The sequence below is a fragment of the Methylocystis rosea genome (assembly GCF_003855495.1).
GTDB lineage: Bacteria > Pseudomonadota > Alphaproteobacteria > Rhizobiales > Beijerinckiaceae > Methylocystis > Methylocystis rosea_A.
In genome coordinates, this window is record NZ_CP034086.1 from 2,252,493 (window position 1) to 2,275,699 (window position 23,207).

General features: G+C 62.8%; 22 protein-coding genes. 11 read left to right on the forward strand and 11 right to left on the reverse strand.

Annotated features, from left to right (window positions below; all coding sequences use genetic code 11):
- Window position 1 precedes the first annotated feature (1 nt).
- The 3 genes from obgE (at window position 2) to EHO51_RS10940 (ending at window position 2,278) form a co-directional block, all read left to right on the forward strand.
- Complete coding sequence (obgE, locus tag EHO51_RS10930) at window positions 2–1,066, forward strand: GTPase ObgE (protein WP_124738926.1); 1,065 nt, start codon at window positions 2–4, stop codon at window positions 1,064–1,066.
- A 195-nt stretch (window positions 1,067–1,261) separates the two neighbouring features.
- Window positions 1,262–1,657 carry a DUF2946 family protein gene (locus EHO51_RS10935; protein WP_124738927.1) on the forward strand — a complete coding sequence of 132 codons (396 nt, stop codon included), beginning with the start codon at window positions 1,262–1,264 and terminating at the stop codon, window positions 1,655–1,657.
- Between the two features lie 171 nt (window positions 1,658–1,828).
- Complete coding sequence (locus tag EHO51_RS10940) at window positions 1,829–2,278, forward strand: hypothetical protein (protein WP_124738928.1); 450 nt, start codon at window positions 1,829–1,831, stop codon at window positions 2,276–2,278.
- Between the two features lie 19 nt (window positions 2,279–2,297).
- On the opposite strand, the gene EHO51_RS10945 is transcribed toward EHO51_RS10940, so the two are convergent.
- Window positions 2,298–2,966 carry an O-methyltransferase gene (locus tag EHO51_RS10945; RefSeq protein WP_124738929.1) on the reverse strand — a complete coding sequence of 223 codons (669 nt, stop codon included), beginning with the start codon at window positions 2,964–2,966 and terminating at the stop codon, window positions 2,298–2,300.
- Between the two features lie 201 nt (window positions 2,967–3,167).
- Between EHO51_RS10945 and EHO51_RS10950 the strand changes: the two genes are divergently transcribed.
- The gene (locus EHO51_RS10950; RefSeq protein WP_124738930.1) at window positions 3,168–3,539 is read left to right on the forward strand and encodes a hypothetical protein; all 372 of its coding nucleotides are present in this window, start codon (window positions 3,168–3,170) and stop codon (window positions 3,537–3,539) included.
- Between the two features lie 80 nt (window positions 3,540–3,619).
- On the opposite strand, the gene EHO51_RS10955 is transcribed toward EHO51_RS10950, so the two are convergent.
- Window positions 3,620–5,458, reverse strand: coding sequence for a M3 family oligoendopeptidase (locus EHO51_RS10955; protein WP_124738931.1), 1,839 nt, complete (start codon window positions 5,456–5,458; stop codon window positions 3,620–3,622).
- A gap of 167 nt (window positions 5,459–5,625) precedes the next feature.
- Between EHO51_RS10955 and EHO51_RS10960 the strand changes: the two genes are divergently transcribed.
- Window positions 5,626–6,408, forward strand: a complete 783-nt coding sequence (locus EHO51_RS10960) for a hypothetical protein (protein ID WP_029648569.1) — start codon at window positions 5,626–5,628, stop codon at window positions 6,406–6,408.
- A 12-nt stretch (window positions 6,409–6,420) separates the two neighbouring features.
- Here EHO51_RS10960 and EHO51_RS10965 read toward each other — a convergent pair whose 3' ends face one another.
- Window positions 6,421–7,638 carry a lytic murein transglycosylase gene (locus EHO51_RS10965; protein ID WP_124740121.1) on the reverse strand — a complete coding sequence of 406 codons (1,218 nt, stop codon included), beginning with the start codon at window positions 7,636–7,638 and terminating at the stop codon, window positions 6,421–6,423.
- 138 nt (window positions 7,639–7,776) lie between these two features.
- Between EHO51_RS10965 and irrA the strand changes: the two genes are divergently transcribed.
- Window positions 7,777–8,259 carry an iron response transcriptional regulator IrrA gene (gene irrA, locus EHO51_RS10970; protein ID WP_014890443.1) on the forward strand — a complete coding sequence of 161 codons (483 nt, stop codon included), beginning with the start codon at window positions 7,777–7,779 and terminating at the stop codon, window positions 8,257–8,259.
- 88 nt (window positions 8,260–8,347) lie between these two features.
- Here the strand turns inward: irrA and EHO51_RS10975 are convergent, their stop codons facing one another.
- Window positions 8,348–8,893, reverse strand: coding sequence for a peroxiredoxin (locus EHO51_RS10975; RefSeq protein WP_124738932.1), 546 nt, complete (start codon window positions 8,891–8,893; stop codon window positions 8,348–8,350).
- A 146-nt stretch (window positions 8,894–9,039) separates the two neighbouring features.
- Here EHO51_RS10975 and EHO51_RS10980 point away from each other — a divergent pair, with 146 nt between their 5' ends.
- The gene (locus EHO51_RS10980) at window positions 9,040–10,923 is read left to right on the forward strand and encodes a PHA/PHB synthase family protein (protein ID WP_124738933.1); all 1,884 of its coding nucleotides are present in this window, start codon (window positions 9,040–9,042) and stop codon (window positions 10,921–10,923) included.
- Between the two features lie 171 nt (window positions 10,924–11,094).
- Here EHO51_RS10980 and lpdA read toward each other — a convergent pair whose 3' ends face one another.
- A complete protein-coding gene (gene lpdA / locus EHO51_RS10985) occupies window positions 11,095–12,534 on the reverse strand; it encodes a dihydrolipoyl dehydrogenase (protein ID WP_124738934.1) in 1,440 nt (479 codons plus the stop codon).
- A gap of 135 nt (window positions 12,535–12,669) precedes the next feature.
- Here lpdA and EHO51_RS10990 point away from each other — a divergent pair, with 135 nt between their 5' ends.
- Window positions 12,670–15,144, forward strand: coding sequence for a hypothetical protein (locus EHO51_RS10990; RefSeq protein ID WP_124738935.1), 2,475 nt, complete (start codon window positions 12,670–12,672; stop codon window positions 15,142–15,144).
- 97 nt (window positions 15,145–15,241) lie between these two features.
- Here EHO51_RS10990 and rplT read toward each other — a convergent pair whose 3' ends face one another.
- Window positions 15,242–15,607, reverse strand: coding sequence for a 50S ribosomal protein L20 (gene rplT, locus EHO51_RS10995; protein WP_018409162.1), 366 nt, complete (start codon window positions 15,605–15,607; stop codon window positions 15,242–15,244).
- 38 nt (window positions 15,608–15,645) lie between these two features.
- On the reverse strand, window positions 15,646–15,846 hold the full coding sequence (gene rpmI / locus EHO51_RS11000) for a 50S ribosomal protein L35 (RefSeq protein ID WP_109025906.1): 201 nt from the start codon (window positions 15,844–15,846) through the stop codon (window positions 15,646–15,648).
- A gap of 440 nt (window positions 15,847–16,286) precedes the next feature.
- On the opposite strand from rpmI, the gene EHO51_RS11005 reads away from it, so the two are divergent.
- Complete coding sequence (locus tag EHO51_RS11005; RefSeq protein ID WP_245434555.1) at window positions 16,287–17,324, forward strand: amidinotransferase; 1,038 nt, start codon at window positions 16,287–16,289, stop codon at window positions 17,322–17,324.
- A gap of 51 nt (window positions 17,325–17,375) precedes the next feature.
- Here EHO51_RS11005 and EHO51_RS11010 read toward each other — a convergent pair whose 3' ends face one another.
- Window positions 17,376–17,702 (reverse strand): DMT family transporter, encoded by a 327-nt coding sequence (locus EHO51_RS11010; protein ID WP_029648562.1) that lies wholly within the window; start codon window positions 17,700–17,702, stop codon window positions 17,376–17,378.
- A 130-nt stretch (window positions 17,703–17,832) separates the two neighbouring features.
- Between EHO51_RS11010 and EHO51_RS11015 the strand changes: the two genes are divergently transcribed.
- Window positions 17,833–18,711: a pirin family protein gene (locus tag EHO51_RS11015; protein ID WP_124738937.1), complete on the forward strand. Its 879-nt coding sequence runs from the start codon at window positions 17,833–17,835 to the stop codon at window positions 18,709–18,711.
- 106 nt (window positions 18,712–18,817) lie between these two features.
- On the opposite strand, the gene EHO51_RS11020 is transcribed toward EHO51_RS11015, so the two are convergent.
- Together EHO51_RS11020 and EHO51_RS11025 are read right to left on the reverse strand one after the other, a co-directional pair.
- Window positions 18,818–20,533, reverse strand: coding sequence for an ATP-binding protein (locus tag EHO51_RS11020; RefSeq protein ID WP_124738938.1), 1,716 nt, complete (start codon window positions 20,531–20,533; stop codon window positions 18,818–18,820).
- A 9-nt stretch (window positions 20,534–20,542) separates the two neighbouring features.
- Window positions 20,543–22,081: a YifB family Mg chelatase-like AAA ATPase gene (locus EHO51_RS11025; protein ID WP_124738939.1), complete on the reverse strand. Its 1,539-nt coding sequence runs from the start codon at window positions 22,079–22,081 to the stop codon at window positions 20,543–20,545.
- Window positions 22,082–22,290: 209 nt separating this feature from the next.
- On the opposite strand from EHO51_RS11025, the gene EHO51_RS11030 reads away from it, so the two are divergent.
- Window positions 22,291–22,551, forward strand: a complete 261-nt coding sequence (locus tag EHO51_RS11030) for a GCG_CRPN prefix-to-repeats domain-containing protein (RefSeq protein WP_124738940.1) — start codon at window positions 22,291–22,293, stop codon at window positions 22,549–22,551.
- Window positions 22,552–22,615: 64 nt separating this feature from the next.
- Here EHO51_RS11030 and EHO51_RS11035 read toward each other — a convergent pair whose 3' ends face one another.
- Window positions 22,616–23,206: a hypothetical protein gene (locus EHO51_RS11035; RefSeq protein WP_124738941.1), complete on the reverse strand. Its 591-nt coding sequence runs from the start codon at window positions 23,204–23,206 to the stop codon at window positions 22,616–22,618.
- Window position 23,207: the final 1 nt, after the last annotated feature.

Consider the following 23,207-nt stretch of genomic DNA (forward strand, 5'->3'; position numbering starts at 1 on the left):
GATGAAATTCCTCGACCAGGCCCGCGTTTTTGTCCGCTCCGGCGACGGCGGCGCGGGATCCGTCTCGTTTCGGCGCGAGAAGTTCATTGAATTCGGCGGGCCGGACGGCGGCGACGGCGGACGCGGCGGCGACGTCGTCGCCGAATGCGTCGCCGGGCTCAACACGCTGATCGATTATCGCTACCAGCAGCACTTCAAGGCCAAGACCGGCGGCCACGGCATGGGCAAGAACCGCGCCGGCGGGCGCGGCGCCGACGCCGTGCTGAAAGTGCCGGTCGGGACGCAAATCTTCGAGGAGGATGGGGAAACCCTCATCGCCGACATGACCGAGGTCGGGCAGCGCGTCGTCATCTGCAAAGGCGGCAACGGCGGCTTCGGCAACGCGCATTTCACCACCTCGACCAATCGAGCGCCGCGGCGCGCCAATCCCGGCCTCGAGGGCCAGGAGCGCACCATCATCCTGCGGCTGAAACTCATCGCCGACGCGGGGCTGATCGGCCTGCCCAACGCCGGCAAGTCGACATTCCTGGCGACGGTGACGGCGGCGAAGCCCAAGATCGCCGACTATCCGTTCACGACGCTTTATCCCGGTCTCGGCGTCGTGCGCATCGACGACAGGGAACTCGTTCTCGCGGACATTCCGGGTCTGATCGAGGGCGCCCATGAGGGCCACGGCCTCGGCGATCGCTTTCTCGGCCATGTCGAGCGGTGCCGTGCGCTGCTGCATCTGATCGACGCGACCGGGGAACATGCCGGCAAGGATTACAAGATCGTCCGCGGCGAACTCGCCGCCTATGGCGCCGGTCTCGCCGAGAAGCCGGAAATCGTCGCGCTTTCGAAGATCGATGCGGTCGACGCGGATCATCTCAAGAAGCAGCGGGAGCGGCTGAAGCGGGCGATCGCCGCCGCCGGCCCTGAGACGCACGATCGCCATCCGGCGCCCCTGCTCCTTTCGTCCGCGAGCCGCGCCGGCGTCAGGGAAGCGCTCCGCGCTGTGTTCGACGCCATCGAGGCGCAAAAGGCGTATGAGCGCGCGTCGGAAGCCGAGGGGCCCTGGAACCCTTGACGAGAGCAGGTTACGAAAAAGTTGACGGACTTTTTCGATGAGAACCTGCTCCAGCATTTGATTTCGAGCAATTCCATATCGATCACATGATTCCATGTGATCCATAAGCGCTCTGGGCGGCCCAACCCTTAATCGCCGCCGGCGCGCGGCGTCGCCATTGACCTTGACAAGATCAGTGAATAGCTTCGACGGGCTATGAGCGCGCGCAGCGAAGTCAAAACATCGCAGTACGGTTCGACGGCAGTCGCTCTGCTCGTCGCCTATCTGTTTGTTTTGCAAGGCCTTGCTGTAGGCGTTTCGTTCAGCGGACGCGGTTCGGGCCTCTTCGCCAACACGATCTGCTTTAGCAAGGCTTCCGGACCGCTTTCCGGAGATCCCGCGACTCCCGCACGTCCGGCGCGGCACGGCGACGTCTGTTGCGTCGCGCATTGCGCATCGCTCGGCGGCGCGACCGCCGCCTCGCCGTTCATCGGCGAGACGCCACCAGCCGCGTCCTATTCGACGATCGGACTGGCCTTTGACGAGACATCTCGTCCTCCAGAGGCGTCGACACCGCCGCTCGGCTCCCGCGCCCCTCCCGTCCTGATCTGACGCTTGCCGCAGCAGTGCGGCGTCACGCCCCGATGTCGGCATGCCGCCGGCGGGGGAGAGTCAGACCAGCGTATCCGTCGTTTGTCAGCGTGCATCGCAGAGAGCACGCGCCGCTCAGTTCTCTGACTGGCGGTTGCGACGAGCCATCGGACCGCGCAGCGATTTGGGATCATGGAACAGAAAACTCAATTGGCGCCGCGCCTCGCTAAGAGGGCGCGCAGCGCGGCCTCGGGAGAACGGCGCTGCTCTCAGAACGGGAAGCTGACCGCGGCGAGCGACGGCAATATCCGCGTCGCGCCTGAAGCCATTGCGGCGCCTGCCCCCACGCGCGGACGGGTGGAGGTCGTCGAGGCCTATTTCGATCCCGACGGCCGGCCAATGAAGCGCAAAAGCCTTGGCGCAGCCAGGGTCGCGCGCTTCTATGACGCCAAGGGCAATCAGGTCGAGGAGGCCTACTTCAATGCCGAGGGCAAGCCCACGATCCGCAAGGATCTTGGCGCGGCGCGCATCTCCTGGCGCTATGACGACAGCGGCAACCAGGTCGAAGCGGCCCTGTTCGGAGCCGACGGCGCGCCATTGCCCCGCAAGCGGCGCGGCAAGCGGGCGTTCGACAGCGTTTGAAGGGAGCTGAAGAGGCGTCCTATCTGACGCGCGCGATCAGAAACCCATCCCAACCTTTGGCGCCGACGGTTTGCACCGCCGTCGCTTCGACCCGCCCCTCCGCGGCGACGGCGTCAAACAGCGCGCGCGCTCCCAGCGCGCCGCTGTCCGTGGCCGATGCGTCGGCGACGGCGCCCTCCCGAATGACATTGTCGACGATGATCAGCGCCCCGGGACGCGACAGCTTCAGCGCATAATCGAAATAGGCGGCGTTGCTCGGCTTGTCGGCGTCGATGAAGGCAAGATCGAAGGGTTGCGCCCGCTCTGATTCAAGCAGCGGCAGCATTTCGAGCGCGGGGCCGACGCGTAGATCGACGCGCGCGCTCACGCCTTCGCGGGCAATATTGGCGCGCGCGACCTCGGCGTGATGCGCATCGACTTCGAAGGTGACGACCTTGCCGCCCTCGCCCACGGCGCGCGCCAGCCAGGTCGTCGAGTAGCCTCCAAGCGTCCCGATTTCGAGAACGCGTCTTGCGCCGATTGCGCAGGCGAGCAGATACAGCAATTTGCCTTGCGGCGGCGAAACGTCGATCGCCGGAAGGCCAGCGCGCGCATTTGCCGCAAGCGTTTCCTCCTGCGCTTCTTCTTTGGAAATCAGCGCCGCGCCGATGTAGTCGTCCACGCGAGGCCAGTTTTTTACTTCGAACATTTGACGTCCCTTACATCGAGCGCCTAACGTTAGTTCGGGCGGAAATAAATTGACATCTCGCGTGATATCACGCGATGTTCCGCCGTCGTTCGCGCGCCAAAGCGCACGGGCGCAAAAAGGCTTGATAGCCGCATTTCACGAGCCCCAGTTGGACTGCGGCCGATATGCTGCTCATCACAACACTTTATGGGAGCACAACAAATGATCAAGCTTGCTTTGACGACGGCCCTTGCCGCCGCCGCCTTTAGCGCCTCGGCCTATGCCGCGCAGTGGAATGTGACCGAAGCGAATAAGGCGGGCATCAAGCGCGCGCAGGGCACCTGGACTGTCGCGACGGAAGGCGACAAGGTTTCGGGCAAGAGCGAAATGCAGCTCGATAACGGCTCCATGCTGACCTACAAGCTTGAAGGCGAACTCACCGGCGGCGTTTACACGCTCAAACTCGTGGACCGCTCCGATTCCAAGAAGAATTGCGTATGGACCGGCAAGCCCGTCGAGGGCGCCCACAACGTGTATATTGGCGAAGCTGCCTGCGACGGCGAGAAGATCGTGATCAGGGGCGGCCAGAATTAAGCGCTGACACCAGCTGCTTCCAACAACAACGCCGGCTCAACGCCGGCGTTTTTTTTGCGCGAAGGTCGTCATGGCGCTCATTAAGCGTCCTCCATCGCCTCCAGTTCCGCGATCAAGCCTTCGATCATTTCAAGGCCAATGTTCCAGAACGCCGGATCCCGCGCGTCCAATCCGAAAGGCTTGAGAAGCTCGGCATAAGGCTTGGCGCCGCCCGCTTCGAGCAAAGCGAAATAGCGCTCGGCGAATCCATCATGCGCCTTTTGATAGACGCCGTAGAGCGAATTCACCAGGCAATCGCCGAACGCATAGGCGTAGACGTAGAACGGCGAATGGATGAAATGCGGGATATAGGCCCAGAAGGTCTCATAGCCGGGGCCCAGGCGGATTGAAGGGCCAAAGCTTTCGGCCTGCACGCTCATCCATAATTCGCAGATCTGATCCGCGGTCAGCTCGCCTTCGCGTCGCGCGTTATGCACCTTTCGCTCGAAGGCGTAGAACGCCATCTGCCGCACCACGGTATTGAGCATGTCCTCCACCTTGGAGGCGAGCAGAACCCGCTTTTGCGCCTTATCGGACGCCTGCGCGATGAGCGCGCGGAAGGTGAGCATTTCGCCGAAGACGGACGCCGTCTCCGCGAGAGTCAGCGGGGTCGGCGCCATCAAAGCGCCCTGTCGCGCCGCAAGCACCTGATGCACGCCATGGCCGAGTTCATGCGCGAGCGTCATCACGTCGCGCGTCTTTCCTTGAAAATTCAGCAGCACATAGGGATGCGCGGAGGGCACGGTGGGATGTGAAAAGGCGCCCGGCGCCTTGCCCGGCCGCACCGGCGCGTCGATCCAGTTCTTCTCAAAGAAGCGCCCGGCGATCTCCGCCATGCGCGGCGCAAACCCGTCGTACGCCTCGAGCACGATTTCGCGCGCCTCCGGCCAGGAATAGCGTTTGGCCGGCGTCGACGGCAGCGGCGCGCTGCGATCCCAATAGTCCAGCGCGTCCTTGCCGAACCATTTCGCCTTCAGCTTGTAATAGCGATGCGACAGGCGCGGATGCGCAGCCTCCACCGCTTGCGCGAGCGCCTCGACCACCTCGCGTTCGACGCGGTTGGAGAGGTGGCGCGCATCGGCGACGTCCTGGAAGCCGCGCCAGCGATCCGAGATTTCCTTGTCCTTCGCCAACGTATTGGTGATGAGCGAAAAGGTGCGCAGATTGTTTTTGAGCGTCACGCCGATCGCCTGCGCCGCTTCCCGACGCGTCTCTTCGCGCGAATCCTGCATCAGATTGAGCACGGGCTCGATCGCAAGCTCCTCGCCGGCGACCTTGAAGCGCAGCCCGGCGATGGTGTCGTCAAAAAGACGATTCCAAGCGGCCGCGCCGGAGATGTATTTTTCGTGGAACAGCTCTTCCAGCTTGTCCTCGAGTTCGTACGGCTTCTCCTTGCGGATGTCTTCGAGCCACGGCTTCCAGCGCGAGAGCGGCTCCTTGCTCGCCGCGGCCATCAGCGCGGCGTCGTCCATCCGATTGAGCTCAAGCTGAAAAAACAGCAGCTGCGCCGAAGCGTTGGTGACCTTCTCCTGCACGTCGCCATAGAATTTGGCGCGCGCGGGATCGGTGGTGTCGCCGCTATAGAGCAGGCCGGCGAAGGACATCAGTCGCCCGAGCAAGTCCTGCAGCGCTTCATATCGCGCCACCGCCTCGCCAAGCTTGACGCTGGCGTCGGGGCCTTTAGCTAGCGACTCTAGCCGGCCGCGATAATCCTTGCCGAATTGCGCAACCTCCTGCGCGGCCTTGCCAAGATCGGACACGACCTGGGGAGAATCGATGCCCGGATAAAGATCGGCGAGATTCCATTCTGGCAGTCGTTCCGCAGTTTTCGCGGCGGGAGCTTCGGCGGTCGAATGGGCGAAAGAACGGGCGCTGAACATGGCGGGGACCAAAAAATGGGCGGCTCCGACAAGCGAAGACGCGAGGATCGGGATCAGCCTAAATATGGCAAGAGGCCGGACAGGATCAACCTGCGGTCAGGGTCGGCGCCGGCGCCAGTTGCGTCTATAACAATATGAGAGCGAAAGAATCAGCTTAGGTGCGCGCAATGGCGGGAGAGCCCGATTTTCTCAGTTCGGTAACGTCGCGTTACGCCATGGCGCGAGATATTTTCGCGCGTATCTCAACTTTCCTCAACAAAGCGACCTTCAAGATCAAGCGCGGGCCGCCGCTCGAAATGATTGGCGAGATCGCGAAGCGGTTCAAAACCGACGACTATGATCGGCTGACTCTCAAGGAACTCGCCGAGACCAAGGCCGGCGCGACTTTCGTCGACGAGAAGATTCAAGACATCAACCGCGCGAGCTTTCATCGCTCCGCCTTCATGCTGAACGCATTCACCCATTTGTTTTTCGTCGACCTCGCCGCGCAACTGTCGTTCTCGTTCCTCCAGCTCAAATTCGCGTTCGTGATCGCCAACATCATTCTCGCGCTGCTTGCGCATTCCTCGGTGCGTCAAAGCTATCGCGCGCTGCTCGCGGGGCCGAATGCGCTTCCGCCCAAACGGCGCTTCTGGGGCATGTTTCCCAATCCGGCCTATAACCGCACGGTGAAGAAGAATTCACGCAGCTATGCGCAAAGCGCCTGGGAAGAAAAATCGCTGTTCCGGCCAGCCTATTTCGTCAACGCGGCGCTCATCTTTCTTGGCGCGCAATTCATTCTTCCGCCGGACCGTCTTATTTTTCCCTTCAGCTTCATCGTCGGGAAAATTTCCGGACTGTTCACGACCCTGGTCATGGCGTTCGACGTCTGGCGTGGCTTCCGCGCCGGCGATGCGGCGCGGACCGCGCGCGAAAGGGAAGTCTCCGTCTACCGCGATCTCGATGTCTGAATCGTGGCGGCTTTACCGGCCGCGCAGCCGCGCCAGAACGTCTTTCGTCGCAAAGCCGTCGGCGGGCTGAATGCCTTCGCTCAATTGAAAGGCGTGGATGGCGTTGCGGCTCGCGCGCCCGAGCTTGCCGTCGAATGTGCCGCGATAAAAGCCGCGCTCCGTCAACAGCTGCTGCATCGCCTTGACGTCGGCGGTCGGTAACGGCGCGACCTTCGGCCAGGGCGTGATCGGGATATCGCGCCCGGCGATGCGATCGGCGAGCAGCGCAACCGACATCGCATAGGCGTCAGACGTATTGTATTGCCGAATGACTTCGAAATTGTCGGTGATCAGAAAGGCCGGGCCGTTCGCGCCAGCCGGCAAATAGAGGCTGGCGGCGCCGCCGCCGGGAAGCGCGCCGCCGTCGGCGCGCGTCACGCCGAGCTGTCGCCAGCGGGCGAAGTCGAGATCGAAGGCGCCGTAGTCGAATCCTTGAGGCAGTCGAACTTCGACGACGGCGGGCAGTCCGGCGATCCATCCGGATTTCGCCAGGAAATTGGCGATGGAGGCCACGGCGTCGCCGCGCGAGCGCCAGATGTCCGGCGCGCCGCCGCCCGCGTCGCTTTCGGCGTATTTGAGATAGGCGGAAGGCATGAACTGCGGTTGGCCCATGGCCCCGGCCCAGGAGCCGCGCAATTGCTCGCGCGTCGCGTAGCCCTTCTCCAGCATCACGAGGGCGGCGACAAATTCCTCGATGAAGGTTTCGGCGCGATGCCCCTTCCACGCAAGCGACGCCAGGACGCGCAGCGCGTCAGAGCCGCCGGCCGCCGTTCCGAAATTGCTTTCGACGCCCAGAATGGCGACGACGATCTCGCTTGGAACGCCGTGGCGGGATTGCGCCCGACCCAGCGGCCCCGCGAGTTCGGCGGCGACCGCCCGGCCGCGCGCGACGCGACCATTCGTCACGGAGCCGGCGAGATAGGCGGGAATCGAAATGGTGAACTCGGACTGTGCGCGCGGCTTCGCCGATACCGACGGGTCCGGCGCAAGTCCGGCGATCGCCGCGTCGAAGGTTTCGCGCGAGACCCCGGCGGCCTGCGCCGACGGCCACAGGCCCTGCAAAAACGCCTCGAACGTGTCGGCTTTGGCGCGCCCTCCGGCAAGCCAGAGAACGGCGACTGCACGAACCGACGCGCCGAGCATCTGACGTCGATCAATCCCTGCACAGAGTATTGGCTCAAGGCGCCGCATCATTAGCCAGTCCTTTGCTGCTTCTTTGGAAATATTACACCTTCCGCCATTTCGTTTGACAGGGGGCGGGCGCTGCCCTCTACTGAAAAAAGCTTAATGTATGAATAGGGAGCGAGTGATGCTCGCCTGTCGCGAAGAATGACTCATCAACCTTCGACTACAAGTTTCGACCGTTCGATCAAACTGCGCGATCAATCCCCCGAGAGCGCGACGAAGGTCTCGGAAATCAAAGCCCGGCTGCGCGGCGCAGGTCTGCGTCCCACCGTTCAGCGGCTCGCTCTGAGCCGGCTGCTGTTCGGCAACGGCGATCGACATGTGAGCGCCGAGGCGCTGCACGCCGAAGCGCGCGAAGCCGGTCTGACAATGTCTCTCTCCACGGTCTACAACACGCTCAACCAGTTCGCCGGAGCCGGGCTGTTGCGCGAAATCGCCGTGCAGGGACCCCGCACCTATTTCCACACCCGCACCTCGCCGCACCATCATTTCATGGATGAGGCGACGGGCCGCATGTTCGACGCCGCCGATGGCTCTGTCGAATTTACGCGGTTGCCGGCGCCGCCGGAAGGGATGGAAATCGTCGGCTGCGACGTGATCATCCGCATTCGCCCGAAGAGGGGGTGAACGACGGCCCGCCCTTGCATGCGCGATAGCGCTTTTGCGCGTCGGGCGGCTGGCCTTGCATACGGACGATCGCCCCCTTGCTCGCAGCTTATTTCCGCTGCGCGTCGCGCCACTGCCGCACGACGGCGAGCGCATTCTCAATATGCTTCGTTGCGCCCGAATCCTCGACCGCCGAGAGAATCTTCCCGCCGGGCGCGATGACATAGGAAATGCGGTTCGCGAACATCGCTCCCGCGACCGGAACCTTGAAGGCGGCGTCATAGGCGTTGATCACCTTGAAGCCCGGATCAGCGCCGACGGGGAATTTGTCGCGGCACTCCTTCATCGAGAATTCGCGCTGCGTGGCGATCTTGTCGCTCGAAACGCCGATGACGCTCGCGCCCATGGCGGCGAACTGCTCCATGGCTTCGGCGAATTCATGCGCCTCGAGCGTGCAGACGCTCGTGAACGACTTCGGATAGAAATACAGCACGACCGGACCCTTCTCGAGCGCCTGACGCAGCGAGAAGGAGAATTCCTTGCCGCCCTGCGCGGCCTCCAGACTGAAGTCGGGCGCGGCGTCGCCGGGCTTGAGAGCGGCAAGCGCGGCGCTGGAGACGAGAGTCAATAAGGCGGCTGCGGCGATGGCTCTCATAGGGCTCTCCTAAGCGGTCGGCATTCCTTCACAGGGAAATGGTAGCGCTCGCCTCCCGGCCAAGCCCGGAAACGCCATGTTGCGGCGCAGCATTGCCCGAAATAAGATCAGAATTCAGTCGAGCGCCTCGCGCTTAAAGGAAGTTGATGACAAAGCACCCCCATGCCGCGCAGCCGAACCCTGCGCACGCAGAGCAGGCATCTTCTAGCCATGGCCACCCCTCCCCTGCCCATGACTTTCCGCGCCTCGCGTCGAGAGCCTTCGTCGAGGCTTGGCCAAGCGCCTTTCTGGCGGCGGAGCGCGCCGCCGACAAAGACCCTTACGGCTACGCGGCCCTGAGCAATGTCATCGACCGTTCGCTCCATGCGAGCGTCGCCCATCTGACCGGCGGCCTTTCGCCCGCCTCGATGGCGAGCGCCTATTGGGACTGGGCGGCGCACCTCGCGTCAGCGCCAGGAAAGCAGATGCAGCTTGCCGAAAAGGCGATGCGCAAAACTTGGCGATTCGCCAATTACGCCGGGCGCTGCGCGCTGCAGTCGAAAGCCGCGCCCTGCATCGAGCCGCTGCCGCAGGACAAGAGATTTGCCGGCGAAGCGTGGCGAGGCTGGCCCTATGCGCTGCTCTACCAGGGTTTTCTGCTCAATCAGCAGTGGTGGCACAACGCTACGACGGGCATCCGCGGCGTCACCAAGCAGCATGAAGACGTCGTCGAATTCGCCTCGCGGCAATTGCTCGACATGTTCTCGCCGTCGAATTTCCTGCTAACGAATCCAGAGGCGTTGCAACGCACGCTGGAGACAGGCGGCGTCAATCTCGTCTATGGCCTGCAGAATTTTCTCGAAGACATGGAGCGGCGCGCCGGCGGCAAGCGGCCTGTCGGCGCCGAAGCCTTCGTTCCCGGTCAGAACGTCGCGATAACGCCAGGCAAGGTGATCTACCGCAACCGGCTGATCGAGCTCATCCAATATGCGCCGGCAACCCAGACAGTACGGCCCGAGCCCGTGCTCATCACCCCAGCCTGGATCATGAAATATTACATCCTCGATCTATCGCCGCATAATTCGCTCGTGCGGTTTTTGACCGAGCAAGGCTTCACGGTCTTCATGATCTCCTGGCGCAATCCCAGCGCCGAAGATCGTGATCTCGACATGGAAGCCTATCGCAGACTCGGCGTGATGGCGGCGCTCGACGTGATCTCGCGGCTCATGCCGGACCGAAAGATCCATGCGGCCGGCTATTGCCTAGGCGGAACGCTGCTCGCCATCGCCGCAGCGGCCATGGCGCGCGACAATGACGATCGCCTCAAGAGCGTGACGCTCCTCGCCGCGCAGACCGATTTCACCGAAGCCGGAGAACTGACGCTCTTCGTCAACGAGAGTCAGCTCGACTTTCTCGAAGATCTGATGTGGGAGCACGGCTTCCTCGATTCCAAGGAGATGGCCGGCGCGTTCCAGCTCCTGCGCTCCAATGATCTTGTCTGGTCCTACGCGCTCAAATCCTATCTCATGGGCGAGCGCGAGCCGATGACCGATATGATGGCCTGGAACGCCGACGCCACGCGCATGCCCTACAAGATGCATTCGGAATATCTGCGGCGGCTCTTCCTCAACAACGATCTCGCCGAGGGCCGGCTGCGCGTCAACGGCGGCGCCGTCGCGCTCAGCGAAATTCGCGCGCCGATTTTCGCCGTGGGCACGGAGCGCGATCATGTCGCGCCCTGGCGTTCGGTTTATAAGATCCACCTGCTCGCCGACGCCCAAATCACCTTCCTGCTGACGAGCGGCGGGCATAACGCCGGCATCGTCTCGGCGCCCGAGAAGAAGCGCGGCGATTACCGCTTCACGCATCGCGTGAACGGCGAGCATTACGCCGACCCCGCAGAATGGGTGAAGATCGCGACTGTCAGGGAAGGATCATGGTGGCCGGAATGGAGCGCCTGGCTCGCCGCCCGATCCGGCCCGCCGGTCGCGCCGCCGGCGATGGCCGACGCGCTCTGCGACGCGCCGGGAACCTATGTGCTGCAGAGCTGACGCGCCGAGAACCGGCGCTCGCACGTCGTATCAATTTGCCTCCGCTTGTCATCCCCGACGCGCGAAGCGCGATCGGGGACCCAGAGCAACGCCCGAGACGCTTGCCGTGCGTCTGGATTCCCGATCGCGCGCGAAACGCGCGTCGGGAATGACATGCGGGCAAGGTTCGCCTTACACGTGAATCGCGCGGCCGTAGGCCGCGAGCACGCTCTCATGCATCGTTTCCGACAGCGTCGGATGCGGAAAGATCGTGCGGATCAGTTCTTCTTCGGTCGTCTCGAGATTCATGGCGATGACGAAGCCCTGAATCAGTTCCGTCGCTTCGACCCCAAAGATATGCGCGCCGAGCAGCCGCCCGCTCTTGGCGTCGAAGATTGTCTTCACGACGCCTTCGAGTTCGCCGAGCGCGATCGCCTTGCCATTGGCGAGATAGGGAAAGCGGCCGATCTTGACGTCGAGCCCCTGCTCTTTCGCCTTCGCCTCGGTCAGTCCGACCGACGCGACCTGCGGATGGCAATAGGTGCAGCCTGGAATGCGAGATCTGTCGAGCGCGTGCGCGTCCAAGCCGGCGATCGCCTCGACGCAGGTGACGCCCTCATGCTCCGCCTTATGCGCAAGCATCGGGCCGCCGGCGACGTCGCCGATCGCGTAAACGCTTTCGACATTGGTGCGCCCGAAGCCGTCGATCTTGATGACGCCCCGCTCGAGGGCGACGCCGAGCGTCTCTAGCCCGAGATTTTCGACATTGGCGACGACGCCGATCGCCGACAGCGCGCGGTCGACTTCGAGCGTCTCCACCTCGCCGTCCGCGGGTTTCAGCGTGACGACGAGGCTGTCGGCCTTTTTCTCGACGCCCGTCACCGTCGTCGCGACGCGAATGTCGATCCCCTGCTTTTTGAACGATCGATGCGCCAAAGCGGCGATCTCTTCGTCTTCGCTCGGGAGAATATGCGGCAGCGCTTCGACGAGAATGACTTCGACGCCGAACGTCCGATAGAAGGAGGCGAATTCGACGCCGATGGCGCCGGCGCCGACGATAAGCATCGACTTCGGAAAGCGCTCCGGCTTCATCGCCTCGAAATAGGTCCAGACGAGTCGTCCGTCGGGCTCGAGCCCCGGCAGAACGCGCGGGCGGGCGCCGGTCGCGATGATGACGTGTTTCGCCTGATAGACGCCGTGGTCGAGCCTCGCTTTCGGCGAGGGCAATTGCGGCAGCATGGGCGGTTTGGTCGGCGCGGCGACGCGCACCTCGCCCTTTCCGGCAAGCGTCGCCTCCCCCCAAATCACGTCGATCTTGTTCTTCTTGAGCAGAAACGCCACGCCGCCATTGAGTCGCGTCGCCGCCTCGCGCGAATGCGCGACGATGCGCGCGACGTCGGCGCTCAGGGCGCCTGGCGAAACGCCGAACCGCTCGCCCTCGCTGGCGAGGCGATAGACCTCGGCGGAGCGCAGCAGCGCTTTCGTCGGGATGCAGCCCCAGTTCAGGCAAATGCCGCCAAGATGTTCGCGCTCGACGACCGCCGTTTTGAGACCCAGCTGCGCGGCGCGGATCGCGGCGACATAGCCGCCGGGCCCGCCGCCGATGACGATGAGATCATATGTGTCGGCCATGCTTCGTCCTAGCTTCCAGGTAACCCAGTCTTCAGCGTTGTCGGCAAATTCTAAAAATTCGCGAAAATTTACGCGCTGAAGGAAAAGCATATATTGTTTAGACGTTTGCAGTCACCTGACCATAAGGGGGCTTTGATGAGCGCCCGTCTTGCATCTACGACCGCCTCGCTGCGTTCGCTTTCTTTCAAGATCCTCGCTGGTCTGCGTCGCGCCGCTCGTTTCATCTGGCGCGCGGCAATTACTGTCGTGCGGCTTTTGCTTTTGGCTTTTCTGACGGTTCTCGTGACCGCTTGGGCCATTTCCACGCCGAAGGATCACCCCTATCGCGTTCTTGATCCCGACTCGCGCGATTGCAACATGCGGATCGGCGAAAACGGAAACTACGCGTCGCCGGCTTGGAATATTCTTGCAGCCTATGGCAACGCCGAAAACGAAGCGGCGCTCAAGGACAAGGCAGGTCGTTGGGACACGAGATTTCAGTGCGCGATACAGCGTCACGAAGTTCCTGTCCCTCGCGCTGATGACAACAATCGATCGAATGCGCTTGGCTACACGCTGGCCTTTCTGGAATTCAAGGAGGATGGCGAGCCGTTCGAGCTGATCAAGGACCCTCATCAGCTGTTCACCATGAACGAATTGACCGATCGCGTGAGCTATATCGAACGCAGCTCATGGAAGCCGATCACACAACTTGAGGCGCTCAACGCGCATCTTAGATCAGTTGAAAAGCGCGCCCACGCCGATGAATTCGGGAATGCCGTCAAGCACAGCAATTACGTCATCGTCTTCGTTCATGGCTGGCGACATGACGCATCGATCGGCGACGGAAATGTCACCGATCTTCGCGCTTACGCGGCGCATGTCGCGCGATACCTTCGCGACCGGTGCAACGCTGGCGAAAGCGAGCATTGCGGGCGCGAGGTGACGGCGGTGTACGTCGGCTGGCGAGGCGCGCGCCTGAACGAGACGCGACTGCATCTTCCCTTTATCGCTATGGGCAATACCGTCGGCGCGCTCTTAGATGGCGACGCCGCACATTGCTCGAACGGCGTTCTGCCCAGCGAAAAACCCTTGTGCTGGAAGAACTGGATCAATTCCTGGGGCGATTCGCTCGCTTCCGGCGTCGCGACGCTGACCCTCTTCGACCGCAAACCCGTCAGCGAATATATTGCGCCGCACGCCCTTATGGCGCTGAGAAAAATCGAGCAGGTTCTCAACAAACAGCCCGGGACGAAGGCAAAGCAACGAGACAATCCAAACAAGATGATCGTGATCGGTCATAGCCTCGGCGGCAACATGCTGGCCACGGCTTTGAAAGACCATTTGATCAAGGCGGTGCATAATCATCCGGGCGCCAACGCCTATTTTTATCCGCCGCTCGGCGATCTCGTGGTTCTCATTAACCCTGCGGCCGAAGCCTCAAAATGGACTGATGTTCAGCGCGCCGTCTGGGAGAAAGTCGCTTTCTTCGAGGGCGAAGGCGACCTCATGGCGGGCCACCGCTTCTTTCCCGCTCATCAGAGTCCTGTCGTGATTTCAGTCACCTCGGCCTATTCCTGGCCTCCAGGAGGGATCCGGCCCGGAGACTGCGCCATAGCAATGCGTCACAAACTGAGTTTGCTCGGTCAGGGTGTGAATTCGCCAGACGAAATATGCTCGAGATACAAGCAGTTCCTAGAGGCAAAAAAACCCGGGGAGTTCATCTTCCATGACGAGACGCCGAACCCCGACGAGCGCGCCTGCGGGGCGCTGAGAACGCCGTTTGCGCTCGATCAAGCGGTGGAGAACATCGATCGAAAAAAGAAAATCGGCATAAAATCCGACCTCGCAACCTATCTCGCTTTTCCGCTTTTTCGCGGCGACCTGCGTCCCCTTGGCGCGATGATCGCTGGCGTCGCACGAGATTTGCGCGCAGCCTGCGAAAGCTTCAGCCTCCCCGAAAACCGACAAGATCAGCGAGCGCTGAGATTTTGGCAAAGGGTTGGAGAATTCGTGAGCGATCTTCCCTTTCAGAATACGGATATCGAGTCTTCGCGCACGATCGGCCATCTCGATCCGCCGCGATCGTCGGTGAATCTCGTCGATACTCTTCGCATGCCGGCGCGCCAGCTCGGCACGACGCATGAAATTCGCAGCATCGGTTGGGCGCCGCCCAGTCAGGCGGATTACAAGGATATCCCCGCCGATCCCTCACTAACCTGCGCTGTCAGCCACGACTGGCTGACGCGGGCTCGAAGGGCGCAAACGAATGGCACTCAGTGGGAGAGCGCGATACTGGCCCCGCCGCTCGACCCAGATCCTGCGAATCCTCGCGGCAGCGGCGGTCATCCCGCGGTCGAGATGACTCACGGTTTCAGGCTTGCGGGACTGCTCCCGATCACGCGCGCGAACGACCCGTTCTGGAACATGCGCGCCTATGACGACGTGCTCATGAGCCATGGCGGCTTCATGTTCAGTTCGTTCATTTGCGCGATCAACCAGTTCGTCATGGATCGGCCAACACGATGGCCCCTTCAGGCGCCGCCAGCCGAATTGCAGAGCGCGCCTATGCCTCAAGAGCCAAATCGGCCGGTGGCGGACGCTCCCAAAATTCGTGGGCGGGCGAGATAAATCGCCCGGCAATAGGCGGCCAAGAATAGTAAAACTCCAAAACAAAAAGCCTCCCGCGCTGCCGCGGGAGGCTCGAATATGTTCGCCGATATAAGTCTTAAGCGGCCTGCGGCAACGCCGATTTGGCCTGCGCCACGATCGCCGCGAAGGCTTCGGGCTGGTGGATGGCGAGATCCGACAAAACCTTGCGGTCGACTTCGATCCCGCCCTTGGCGAGCCCGTCGATGAACCGCGAATAGGTCAGCCCGTGCTCGCGCACGGCGGCGTTGAGCCGCTGAATCCACAAGGCGCGGAACACGCGCTTTTTCGCCTTACGGTCGCGCGTCGCATATTGCATCGACCGGTCGACGGCGGCCTTGGCGGCGCGGATCGTATTCTTGCGGCGGCCATAGAAACCTTTGGCGGCCTTGAGGGTCTTCTTGTGCTTGGCGTGCGATGTGACGCCGCGTTTGACGCGAGCCATGACGAAACTCCTTTGCGGAAAAAGTGCGCTCTTTGCGATCAGCCGTTCGGCAGGAAGTATTTCTTGACGTTGTCGCCGTCAGTCTTGAACAAGACAGCCGTGCCGCGCAGATTTCTGATCTGCTTGTTCGTCCGCTTGATCATCCCGTGGCGCTTGCCCTGCTGGGCGTAGACCACTTTCCCGGTGCCGGTGATCTTGAAGCGCTTTTTCGCGCCGGATTTCGTCTTCAGTTTGGGCATTTTGCTCTCCCGGGCGCTAGGCCCTGTTGTTTGCGCCGCAGGAAATTGGTCCAAACGACGCGTGTTCGCGCGAGCGAAAGAACCGCCACGGCAGCCCATCACTGGCCGGGCGGTTCTGTAGAGCGCGGTTTATTGCCCAATGCAGGGGGAAACGCAAGTCCGCGCAAGCGTCGGGAGCGCCAGGAGTAGACGGCCCCTCCTCTTGGCGACATAGTCCGACCGCCAAGAAGGCTTGAGTCGGCAACAAAGCGAGGAAGACCAAGCAGCGCGACGTTAAAGCAAGAAATAACGCCGTTTTTTCGTAAGATTGAAGAACAGTCGGAAAGCGCTAGATGTCACTCGCTGGAAACGATCCGGGGCGCATTATGAATATACATGCAACTATGGGGACCGCGATTGCCGCGGACTGTCCAGTCAATTCCCACAATGAGTGGGATCCTTTGGAGGAGATCATCGTCGGGCGCCTCGAAGGCTCGACAATTCCTTCCGACCATCCGGTCGTCACCTGCAACATCCCCGGCATGGCCGCGCGCGCCCAATCGCTCGCCGCAGGCTTCCGCTTTCCGAAATTCATGATCGAACCGGCGCAGCAGGAGCTCGACGGCTTCATCGCCTTGCTTGAATCGCTCGACGTCAAGGTGACGCGGCCCGACGCGGTCAATCACAAGGCGAAGTTCTCGACGCCGCACTGGTCGTCGCGCGGCTTCTGCAACTCTTGCCCGCGCGACTCGATGCTGGTGATCGGCGACGAGATCATCGAAACCCCGATGGCCTGGCCCTGCCGCTATTTCGAAACACACTCCTATCGGGAGATCCTCAAGGATTATTTCCGACGCGGCGCGCGCTGGACCTCGGCGCCCAAGCCGCAGCTCACCGACGAACTCTTTGATCCAAATTTCAAATTGCCGGAGAAGGGCGAAGAGATTCGCTACATTCTCACCGAATTCGAGCCGGTGTTCGACGCCGCCGATTTCTTCCGCTGCGGCCGCGATCTTTTCGTGACGCGCTCCAATGTCACCAATGCGATGGGCATCGACTGGCTGCGCCGCCATCTTGGCGAGGGCTATCGCATCCATGAGATCAAGAGCCGTTGCCCGAACCCGATGCATATCGACACGACGATTCTGCCGCTGGGGCCGGGGCGCCTGCTGATCAATCCGGAATATATCAATCCGGATGAGCTGCCGGACATTTTGAAGAAATGGGACATTCTCGTCGCGCCGGAGCCGGATCCGATCAACGACCGCATTCTGGCAATCACCTCGATGTGCGGCAAATGGCTCAGCATGAACATTCTGGCGATCGATGAGAAGCGCGTCATCGTCGATCCGCATCACACCAACATGATGCGGCAGATGGAGAAATGGGGCTACGAACCCATCCCCTGCTCTTTCCTGCACTATGCGGCGTTCGGCGGCGCGTTCCACTGCGCCACGCTCGACGTGCGCCGGCGCGGCACGCTCGAAAGCTATTTTTGATTCAATCGCGCTCTTCGCCCGACGCTTCTCGCAAGGAGCGCCGGGCGATTTCTATTTGAGGTTCACGCCGCCAAGCCGCAGGCCGATGATGCCCAAGAGAATGAGGCCAATCGATCCCAGCCGCAGCACGGTGGTCGGTTCATTGAACAGGAAAACGCCCACCAAGGTCGCCGCGGCGATGCTTGCGCCGGTCCACACCGCATAGGCCGTGCCGGCGGGAATCGTCTTTACCGCAATGCCCAGGCATCCGACGCTCGCCGCCATGAAGAACACCATGATGAGCGAAGGCCAGAGCCGCGTGAATCCTTGTGCATATTTCATCCCGATGAGCCAGCCGACTTCGCAGATGCTGCCGATAAAAAGGATGATCCAGTCCATCTAACCGTCCTTGCCCGCCGGCGTCGTCGCCGCGTCCGGCGACTTGTGGGTTTTGCGGTCCAATCCGTCAAGAACCGCCAATTTGCATTTCGCGGGACGCCGCCCACATAGGCCGCAAGGAGCCTTCATCATGAGAAGAATTATCGGCGTTTACCCCGCCCCGGACTCCATGCACTGGGTCGGCGACGGTTTTCCCGTACGCTCGCTGTTTTCGCATCACCAACATGGCGCACAGGTGAGCCCCTTTTTGCTGTTCGACTACGCGGGACCGTTTGACTTTTCACCGACGCCCGAGCGCCGCGGCGTCGGCGCCCATCCGCATCGCGGCTTCGAAACGGTGACGATCGTCCTGGACGGCGAACTGGCGCATCGCGACTCGACCGGCGCCGGCGGACTGATCGGTCCCGGCGACGTGCAATGGATGCGCGCCGCTTCCGGCGTCGTTCACGAGGAATATCATTCCGAAAGCTTCGGCAAGTCGGGCGGACGGTTCGAGGTCGTGCAGCTTTGGGTCAATCTGCCGGCGCGCGAGAAGATGAGCCCGCCGCGCTACCAGACCCTCCTCGACAAGGACATTCCGCGCGTCGATCTGCCCGGCAACGCCGGGCTTGTTCGCGTCATCGCCGGCGAATTCGAGGGCCATCGCGGACCGGCGCAAACCGCGACGCCGATTGACCTGTGGGACGTGCGGATCGACGCGGGAAAGAGCGCCCGATTCACGCTGCCGGAAAACCATACAGCGCTTGTCGCCATTCTCGAAGGAACGGCCGAAGTCAATGGCGAGAAGATCGCACGCGCCACGGATGTTGTCGTATTCGAGGAGGAAGGCGGAGACATCGCCTTTGAAGCCAACAATGACGTGAAGCTGATCGTCATGAGCGGCGAACCGATTGACGAGCCCGTGGCGCAACAAGGTCCGTTCGTGATGAATACGCGGGACGAGTTGCGGCAGGCCTTCGCCGATTATCAGTCGGGACGGTTCGGCGTCATCGCGCCGCAGGGCGGCTAAAGCGCTATCGATCACATGGACTCATGTGATCGATAGCAATCGCTCAAAAGCAAATGTCGGAGCAGGTTCTCATCGAAAAGGTCTGTGAGCCTTTTGGGAACCTGCTCTAAGAGGAAGCGCTGCTGCGACGCGCCGCCAATCTCAGCTCTTCGATCGTCGCCGCCAACGAAGTGAATTCCACCGGCTTGGTGAGAAAAGCGTCGACTCCGGCGGCGCGGGCGGCGCGCTCGTCTTCTTCGCGCGCGCTGGCCGTAAGCACCAATATGGGCGTGCGCGGCGCGCCTGCCCGCGCCTCGGCCTCACGAATGCGGAGGCTCGCCTCGCATCCGTCGAAATCTGGCATGAAAAGATCCATGACGATCACGTCATAAGGCTCGCCCACGCCCTCGATCGCCTCGCGGGCGCGCGCGAGCGCGAGCGCGCCGCTTTCCGCCCGAGTCACTCTCGCGCCAAGCTTGGCGAGGTGACGCATGAGAATAAGCGCGTTGATATCATTGTCTTCGGCGACAAGGGCGTTCACCCCGGCGAGCGCCTGCGTGGGCGCGCCCTGCTCGGGCGCCGGCGCCTTGGCGCGCTCCTGCGACAACCGAGCGATGAGCGAGGCGATCCGCACCGGCTTCACCAGCCAGCCATCGAAGTCGCACAAGGCGTCCTCGCCGAAGGCGCGCCGTTCGATGGGCGAAAAAAGGAGAAAAAGCTTTCGCGCCTGCGCGGCGCGTGCGGTTTTTGCAAGCTGCGACGTCATGTGCGGCCCCAGCGCGCAGTCGACGATGATGGCGTCGAAAGGTTTTTCGCGCGCGCTATGCAGCGCGCTGGGTGCGTCCTCGGCCGCGACGATCTCCGCTTCAGCCCCGGCGAACCTCAAGCACTGCGCGAGATAGGGCGCTTCAAAGATGCTTTGCGCCACGATCAGCGCCTTCAGCCCGGAAAGCGGCGCCGGCGCGGGCTCTTCGCTGATGGGCGGCGCCGGCAGCGTGAATGCGAACACGGCCCCCTGGTCGGATGACTTAACCAGCGCCAGCGCGCCGCCCATCCGGGCGACGAGACGGCGGGAGATGGCGAGGCCGAGGCCTGCGCCCGCCTGAGGGTGGTTGTCGGAAGGATCGGCCTGTTCGAATTCCTCGAAGATCGCCTCGCGCGCCGCCTCGGGCACGCCCGGCCCAGAGTCACTCACCTCGAAGCGCAGCCGCGCGCCATCTCGCGCGACGCGCACGCCCACGCCGCCCCGCTCAGTAAATTTCACCGCGTTGCCGATGAGATTGACGAGCACCTGCCGAAGTCGCGCCGGATCACCCACGATTTCGCTCGGCGTATCAGGCGAGATGACGCTGGCAAGCTCCAGCCCTTTCGCCATCGCGCGCGGAGCCAGCAATTCGACCAAGCTTTCGACGAACGGCGCGAGCGCAAAGGCTTCGTGGCGCAGCTCGAACTTGCCGGCTTCGATCTTGGAGAAATCCAGAATGTCGTCGATCAGTTGCGAGAGCGAACGGCTCGAATCGCCGATCGCTTCGACATAGCTCGCCTGTTCGGCGGTGAGCTTGGTCATCGCGAGAAGCTGCGCCAACCCCATGACGCCGTTGAGCGGCGTGCGAAATTCGTGGCTGACCGCTGCGAGAAAGCGCGACTTGGCGAGACTGGCGGCTTCCGCCCTGTCGCGCGCGGCGGCGGCGGCGCGCAGCTCCCAAATTTCATCGCGCAGCGATTCGAGCTCGGCCTCGACATTTTCGCGGCCACGCCCGCGCAGAGCAATGTAAATGGACGCCGCCAGCAACAGAATGACGAGCTGCGCCACGACCAAAATCACAATATGGTTTAAGGACATGCGCCCATATCAGGCCGCAAGGCGCCCGAACGCAAGTCCCGCGCGATAGGAAAGCGCTTCCGCGAGATGCGGTCGGCCGACGGATTCAGCGCCGTCGAGATCGGCGATGGTGCGCGCGAGCTTCAAGACCCTGTGAAACCCGCGCGCCGTGAGGCCGAAGCGCTCCGACGCGTCCCGAATCAGCGCTGTGCCCGCAGCGTCGAGACGCGCCGCGCGCTCGATCACCGCCGCCGGCGCGGCGGCGTTGGCGGCGACCCTTGGCAACGAGAGCGCATCGTAGCGGGCGCGCTGAATCTCGCGCGCGCGCGCGACGCGCGCCGCGACCTGGCGCGAACCCTCGCACGGCGGCGGCAACACGAGATCGGCGGCGGTCACCGCCGGCACTTCGATCTGCACATCGAAACGGTCGAGCAGCGGTCCCGAAAGCCGCGCCTGATATTGCGCGACGCAGCGTTCATTGGGCTGGCGCTTGCAGGCGTAGCCCGGATCCATCGCATGACCGCAACGGCAGGGATTCATCGCCGCCACAAGCTGAAAGCGCGCTGGGTAGACGGCGCGATGATTGGCGCGCGACACCGCCACCTCGCCGGTCTCGAGCGGCTGACGCAGGCTGTCCAGCACTTGCGGTTGAAACTCGGGCAATTCGTCGAGAAAAAGGACCCCGTTATGCGCAAGCGAAATCTCGCCAGGCTTTGCATGGGAGCCGCCGCCGACCAGCGCCGGCATCGAGGCGGAATGGTGGGGCGCGCGAAATGGCCGCCGGTCGGTCAGTTCGCCTCCCGCAATCTGTCCCGCCACCGAATGAACCATCGAGACTTCGAGCAATTCCCGCGGGGTCAACGGCGGCAGGATCGACGGCAGCCGCGCGGCGAGCATCGATTTTCCCGCGCCCGGAGGGCCGCTCATCAGAAGGTTGTGGCCGCCGGCGGCGGCGATTTCGAGCGCGCGCTTGGCGGTCTCCTGTCCCTTGATGTCGGAAAGGTCGGGCTGATCGGCGGCGAGCCTGCGCACCGCCGGCTCAGGCCGGGCTAGAACCTGCGCGCCCTTGATGTGATTGACGAGTTGGATGAGCGAGCGCGGCGCGATCACCTCCATATCGCTCGACGCCCAGGCCGCTTCCGGCCCGCATTCGCTCGGACAGATCAGTCCCAAGCCCCGGGCGTTGGCGGCCACCGCCGCCGGCAGGACTCCCGCCGTCGGCGTCAGCGTTCCGTCGAGCGCAAGTTCGCCAAGCACGACGAATCCTTCCAGCGCGTCGGAGGGAATGGCTCCAATGGCGGCCATCACGCCAAGCGCGATCGGCACGTCATAGTGGCTTCCCTCTTTGGGCATGTCGGCGGGAGCGAGATTGACGGTGATTCTTTTCGCCGGCAGCGCCAGACCGGAAGCGATCAGCGCCGCGCGCACTCGCTCGCGCGACTCGGCGACGGCCTTATCGGCGAGGCCGACGACGTTGAAGACGACCGCGCCGCTCGAAATCTGCACTTGGACGTCGACGGGACGGGCCTCGACGCCTTCGAACGCGACCGTCGCCACCCTCACCGCCATCGCGCGCTCCCGAGAAATTCTTTTGCGCAAATTATCGTCGACAGCTTAACTGCCGCGCGATTTCAGCGCAAGAACATTATATGAACATAGCCGCGCCAGCACTAACCTAGATCGCAGATTGCAATTGCCAAGTTTCGGTTCACGCGCTGATATTCTGAGGGCGCGGCGCGCCAGCCGCGCGTTAATCTGGTCTAAGGAGGAGATTGGAGATGAAATTGAGGACGGGTCTCGCGCTGGTTTTCGCGGCCGCTGTGGCTGCCCCTGCCCAGGCCGCCATGCCGCTCGCGCCAAGTGAGACGGCGAGCGCGCCGATCGTGCAAGTTTATGGCGGTTGCGGGCCTTACGGCCATCGCGGTCCCTATGGCGGCTGCCGCTGGGGCGGACAGTGGGGCGGATACGGCGTCGGTCGCGCCTGCCCGCCAGGCTTCCATCTCGGCCCCTACGGCCGCCGCTGCTGGCCAAATTATTAAGTTCAGTGACAAGCCGGGACGGCGAACCGTCCCGGCGCCTCGGCGAGGCCGCTCCCTAATGCCCTCAGGGCTTTTGCCCGGAGGGGCGAAGTCCTGTCCCGCCTCTTGGCTGTTCCGCGGCGCTCGGGGCTGGCGCGTCGCTCGGCGCCACCGGCGCTGAAGATCCCAGCGAAACCGAGAGGCCGAACAGCTTCCACTGACCTTGGACCGGCGCATAGAGCAGTTCGAAACGGATCTGCGTCGGCACGGAGGGGAAAAACCCTGACATGTGCATCATGCCGGTCGACTCGATTTGCGGCAGCATGCTGAGCTGCGGCTCCAAGACGGCGACGCCGGAGAGGTCGAGATTTTGGTTGCGCTGATAGGCGAAGATTTCCGCGAGCCGGGCGGCCGTGTTCGTCTGGAAGCCGGGGGCTCCGAGGTCGCGCAGCACCGTATAATTGCCGGTTTTGTTGGCCTGATCGAGCGCGAGCAGAGTCGAGCGGACCAGAATCAGCACCCCGTTCTTGTCGATCTCGGCGGGCCTGGGCGCTTGCGCCGGCCTTGAGGTCCCAGGCTTAGGCGCCGGCTTAGGCGACTGCGCCGAAGCCATCGTCGGAAAAAAACTCGCGGCCACTAGGGCCGCGAGCAGTATTGTCTTGACCTTCACGATCATG